The sequence below is a fragment of the Candidatus Darwinibacter acetoxidans genome, assembly GCF_041936445.1.
GTDB lineage: Bacteria > Bacillota > Limnochordia > Darwinibacteriales > Darwinibacteriaceae > DTU010.
Genome location: NZ_JBHGXH010000233.1, coordinates 1 through 5,127, shown reverse-complemented (window position 1 = coordinate 5,127; position 5,127 = coordinate 1). Strand labels below are relative to the sequence as shown.

At 53.6% G+C, this 5,127-nt stretch carries 4 protein-coding genes; all 4 read left to right on the top strand.

Going from position 1 to position 5,127, the window contains the following annotated elements; all coding sequences use genetic code 11:
- The coding region (locus ACE4YL_RS08700; protein ID WP_461369537.1) for a hypothetical protein at nt 1–194 on the top strand (194 nt) is incomplete at its 5' end.
- Nucleotides 195–485: 291 nt separating this feature from the next.
- A complete protein-coding gene (locus ACE4YL_RS08695; protein WP_461369536.1) occupies nt 486–4,010 on the top strand; it encodes a phage tail tape measure protein in 3,525 nt (1,174 codons plus the stop codon).
- Entirely contained in the window at nt 4,007–4,723 is a 717-nt protein-coding gene (locus ACE4YL_RS08690) for a phage distal tail protein (protein WP_461369535.1), read from the top strand. The genes ACE4YL_RS08695 and ACE4YL_RS08690 overlap by 4 nt, the downstream gene beginning before the upstream one ends.
- Before the next feature lie 10 nt (nt 4,724–4,733).
- The coding region (locus ACE4YL_RS08685) for a hypothetical protein (protein ID WP_461369534.1) at nt 4,734–5,127 on the top strand (394 nt) is incomplete at its 3' end.

Sequence of the window (5,127 nt, the reverse complement as noted above, 5' to 3'; positions counted from 1 at the left end):
ATCTCATGATGCAAGTGCTTGCCAAAGCCCACCGAGCAAAGACGGAAATTTACGACCTGGTAGCCGAAGTCAAGGGCTGTACGGTTAAAGAGGCTAAGGCTGTTAACCTGATGGAATTTATCAAAGAGTTAGGCGAAACCGAGGGCATAAAAGATTTTTTATCTTCTGCTGTTACGTCCCAAGTCCAAGAATAGCAGAGCTATTATCCAAGACGTATGATGCGTCTCTAATCAAGGGGCTACCTATATCCATTGCGGCAAAGTATATCAAACACGCGATGGAGGCGGAGCAAGAAAAAACAGTCTGGGAGCTATGGAGCGGAACGTATCCGTTAATGGCGACTGGGTTGGTTGGCTTTAAGTCATATAACGAATTTAAACGAACGCTCTTGAAGCCCCACATCAAGTACAGTGATAAGTCTTCTGAAGAAATCATGAAAGAAATGCTGGCCGTGGTCGAGGCCTACGAGAAAGGGCGGTGAGGGTATGGAGATTTTTAGACTCTTCGGTTCTATCTTCATAGAGAACGAGAAGGCTAACAAGAGCCTTCGGGACACCGAAAAGCAGGCCACAGACGTCGGCAAGACTCTCCAAGAAACGACCAAAGCCGCGATCAAGTTCGGCGATGAGCTCGGCAAACGCCTGACGGACGTCGGTAGTAAGATGACCAAGCTCGCAGGCGTCCCTCTTGCCGCCCTAAAAGCGGCCATGCTTGGCCTGGCCAAGACCACCGCCGACTATGGCGACCGAGTTGCCAAAGCATCCCAAGAGATCGGCTTGTCCGTGGAGGCATATCAAGAACTCGAATACGCACTTGGGCAGAACGGTGTAGCTACCGAACAATTTGAAATGGCCATTGGTAACCTCAACCGCCGACTGGGTGAAGCCCGGCGCGGGAACGCGAAATATCGCGAGACGCTGAAGCAGATGGGCTTTAGCCTTGATGATCTAGACAAGGGCGCCGTCACCACCGAAGAGAGTTTCATGCAGATCGTCGAGGCCCTCTCCCAAATGGATGACGCCCAGATGCAGGCGTCGCTTGCCTCGGAGTTTTTTGGGAACCGCGTAGCGAGGAAACTCATGCCTGCCATTCGCGGCGGTTCGGAAGCTATCGAGGAGCTGCGCAAGCGAGCCCATGATCTCGGCATTGTGATGGACGAGGAGGCTGCCCGGAAGAGCGAGCTGTTTGGCGACACCATGGATGATCTGGGGCGCGCCATGGGTGGCTTTAGTCGCACCATTGGGAGTGAACTACAGGCACCCCTTATCAATATTGCTAAGTGGTTTACGGATATCGTAGTCGGTGCCAGCAAGTGGATCAAAGAGAACCCCAAGTTGGTCCGTCAGGTTGTCATGTTCGGCGGTGCCATCGCCGGCGTGTTAGGCGTACTAGTCACTCTAGGCACCACGATGATTGTCACGGGCAAAATCATAGGAGCATTGGGAGCAATCTTTAACATCTTGACCAGCAAACCCATTCTGATAATTGCTGCAATCGGAGCGCTGTACCTGGCCTGGGAAAGTGATTGGTTAGGTATACGCACGGCGGTTGAAAACGCATGGGCAAAGATCGAGCCCGTTATCGATGCCATCATCGAGTGGGGCCATCAGACCATTGAGACCATTTGGAACTGGACCACAGAGATTCTGTCGAAGTTCCTGGAGTGGTTGCTAGAAACAGCCTGGCCTTGGATAAATGACACTGTGGAGACAACATGGGACTGGGCCAAGGGAACAGTGTCAAAGTTCATTGAATGGATCAAGGATACGGCTTGGCCTTACATCGACGGGGTTGCGAAGACTACCTGGTCTTGGCTCGCAGGAACCGTTGACACATTCATTTCCTGGATCAAGGATACTGCCTGGCCGGTTATAAAGGATGGGGCTTCCACAGTTTGGAGCTGGTCCAAAGGCAAATGGGACAGCTTTGTCGAGTGGCTCTATGCCCAATGGGGCTTCATCGTCAATGGCATATCCACCATCTGGGGCTGGTCTAAGGGATATATAGACAAGTTCGTGACATGGATCTACCAAACGGCGTGGCCTGTGATTTCAGATGGGGCCAAGACTCTCTGGTCTTGGGCCGTTGGGGCACTCGACACGTTCATCTCCTGGATCTACGAAACCGCTTGGCCGTGGATTAACGACACAGTAAAGACGACTTGGGAGTGGACAGTTAAAGGTCTGGATTGGCTCAGGGAGTTGCTAGGTATCACTGGGATCGACATGGGGCTAACTCCCGAAGAAGAGTATGCCGAAAACCTGCAGTATGCCATCGCAGAGGTCATGAAGCACCCGGAGGAGCTGTGGGGCGAGTATACTGCGATGTATGCCCGGATCTGGGATGTGGACGAGAACGAGATCCGAAAGGCTCTGGGGCTACCCTTGATCGAGCAGACTATCGATGCTATTGATGAGGCGATCGAGGGGGCAGTCACACTCCAGGAGCTGCTGGACGCCATCTATCGAGCAGAAGGCGGACCGGGGGCCAGGGTGCCCTATGGTATGACTGGATTCGAGGGTGGTGTAGAGTACCGCAGTGAAATAGATCAGGCCAGGTTTGAAGAACTGGCTGCTGGCCTCGAAGTGGGTAGTGAGGCGTACTGGAGAGCGGCAGCACAAACCACAGTCGAGCACTACTGGAGATGGTTCAAGACCCGCTTCCCCGAGTTGGGCGAAAAGACCTTTGACGAGGTTGGGCCTGAAATCCAGTCCATGTTCATTGCCTACCTGGGGTCCCACTTCTCGCCCCCAGAGGCGCACGAACTCAATCGGAATTGGGTCCCCAATGTGTTGGCTCTTGTGGGGTTTGACGAGCTGGCTCAGGAGTTCCGGGCCGGAAATGAGCGGGTCATGGATGCCTGGATCGGCGCCATCTATGACAAGGCCGGAGACGTTGAGGCCGCAGTCGAGTGGATCGCGGGCATTGTGGCCAGATATATGGTTGGTACCTCTCCACCACCAGAAGGTCCACTCTCCGATATAGACGAGGGCGGCGCAGCCATCATGGAGGCGTGGACTGAGGGCGTTGTCGAGGGCCTAGATGAGGGTAAATCGAAGCTCACCACGGCGCTTGAGAAGATCAGAGAACTCTTCTCGACCATCTGGGAAAAAGTGCCGGAGGAAATCCGGGAGCCCATTAACAAAGCCATTGGTTACGTTATGGACCTTGTCAGCCAAGCCGAAGAAGCCCTCTTCAAACTGGATGAATTCCAGGAAGAACTCGACGCCCTGATGGGCGGCGGTAGCGATCCAGAAGCCGAAGCAAGTGGGTTTATGGCTCGCCTGTCCAAAGGTTTGCGCGACAGGTTAAAGGAAATCGACGACCCGATGGATAGGTTTACGACAGCTGTGTATAATGCTGGTCAAACGATGTTTGAGTTTGCCGAAGCCATAACTTCCGGCAACTGGTTAGATGCGTTTCTGACCATCCTCATGGAAACCGAATCCTTCGCCCTTGCGATGGAAATCCTCAACAAGGTGATGAAGCCATTCGTTGTCCTCTTGGACAACATCTTGCTCCCGATAGTCAAGTTCATAGCTCAGGTATGGAACACGGTCATTGACCTCTTGGCGAGAATCTCCATTTTCGGCTGGAGGCCGTTTGCGGGTTTGGCCGATTACAAGATCGAGATGGACGAGTACGGTCACGGAGAGAAGGGTGACAGAGAGCACCGGGGCACCGTGGGCCGTCAGGTTTCTGAGATAACCGGGCCTACCAGGGACCTGTTCATCGACCTTCTGAGTCCCCTGGCTCATCTGGGCCAGATCATCTCACCTATTCAAGACATCCGCAACATCCTTGATCGGCGGCTGCCGGACTTCGGTGCTCTCGAATTCGCTGCAGCGGGTCCGGGTGCGTTTGGCGGCGTGACGTTTGAACCCGGCTCCATTGTTATCAACAGCTCGGGCACAAGCGCAACCGAGCTAAGCAGAGACATGCTAGACGCAATCGAGCGCGAAATGGCACGCCGGATCAATTTTGGTGTAAGAGGGAGGGGTGGCAGGTGATAAGATTAGCAAACGCATTAGGTGCAGAAAAATTATTGCCGGAGACGATAACCCTAAAACTGGTGCCATTTAGCCTACGGGTGCCCCTTCAGCACTTGGTCGGCAAACACGGGGCGGTAGTCACGGGCACTTCTACCATTGAGCCCAGACAGTTTAGCTTAGAGGGTCGTATTTATCATCCAGGTGACAAAGAGCGTATCAGGCAAGACCTTGATGCGCTCTTGGCGTTTTTGATGCACCCGCCCATCGAGGCATACAGGGAGCATCACCATGACCGATGCCTTATCTCTTACCCCCTTGGCGCTCCCCAGGACTGGATCGACCGCGGGGCGGAACTGGCGCTGCAGATACCGATGGTTGCACCTGACCCGTACTGGTATGGGCAAGAGGTGACGGTCACTGTGTCGGGTACCCAAACAATCACGGTGGAGGGCACAGCTCCAACCTACCCTCTCATCACGACAGCGGGCAGTGTATCGAGCCTTGTGGTAAGCAATGCGCTCACAGGCAGGGAGTTTGTAGTGGCGGGCGCAACCGGTGTGATTGAGGTGGATTGTGACGAGCGCAATATGTCGGTCACGGTTGATGGAGCCAACCGCGTTGACCTTATAGACGATGACTGGGTCTTACACAGCTGGGCGTTGTTGCCTGGCGAAAACCAAATCACGACAAATAGACCAATAACCCTGGTCTACAGACCAAGGTGGTATTAGGAGGGATAATATGGATCAACTTTTGAGAGAGGGCAATCCTCCAACAGGTCAACTGGCATCGCCCAAACCACAGTACAAGAAGCCTGGGGTGGACGAGTACGCTCCCGTAGAGGGTCAACACGGAGCACCTTTTGCGACGCTCAAAGACGCTAGTGGTAATATCGTGTCGCCGGCAACCGAGGCTACGCTGGAACAGGTTAGAGTTCTACTCAACAGCATAAACAGCAAAGATTTTGCGACAGATGCAAAGTTAGAACAGGCAGGGGTTCTGCTAAACAGTATCAACTCGAAAGACTTTGCCACTAACGCCAAACTTGAAGAAGTCCGGGCGTTGCTTAACACTATCAACGGCAAGGACTTCGCCACGCAAGCGGAATTGGTAGCGGTCAAGCAAGAGTTGCAAG

Bases quoted from the DNA above. Each gene is read 5' to 3' on its own strand.
- ACE4YL_RS08695 (WP_461369536.1), top strand. From the start codon at position 486: ATGGAGATTTTTAGACTCTTCGGTTCTATCTTCATAGAGAACGAGAAG.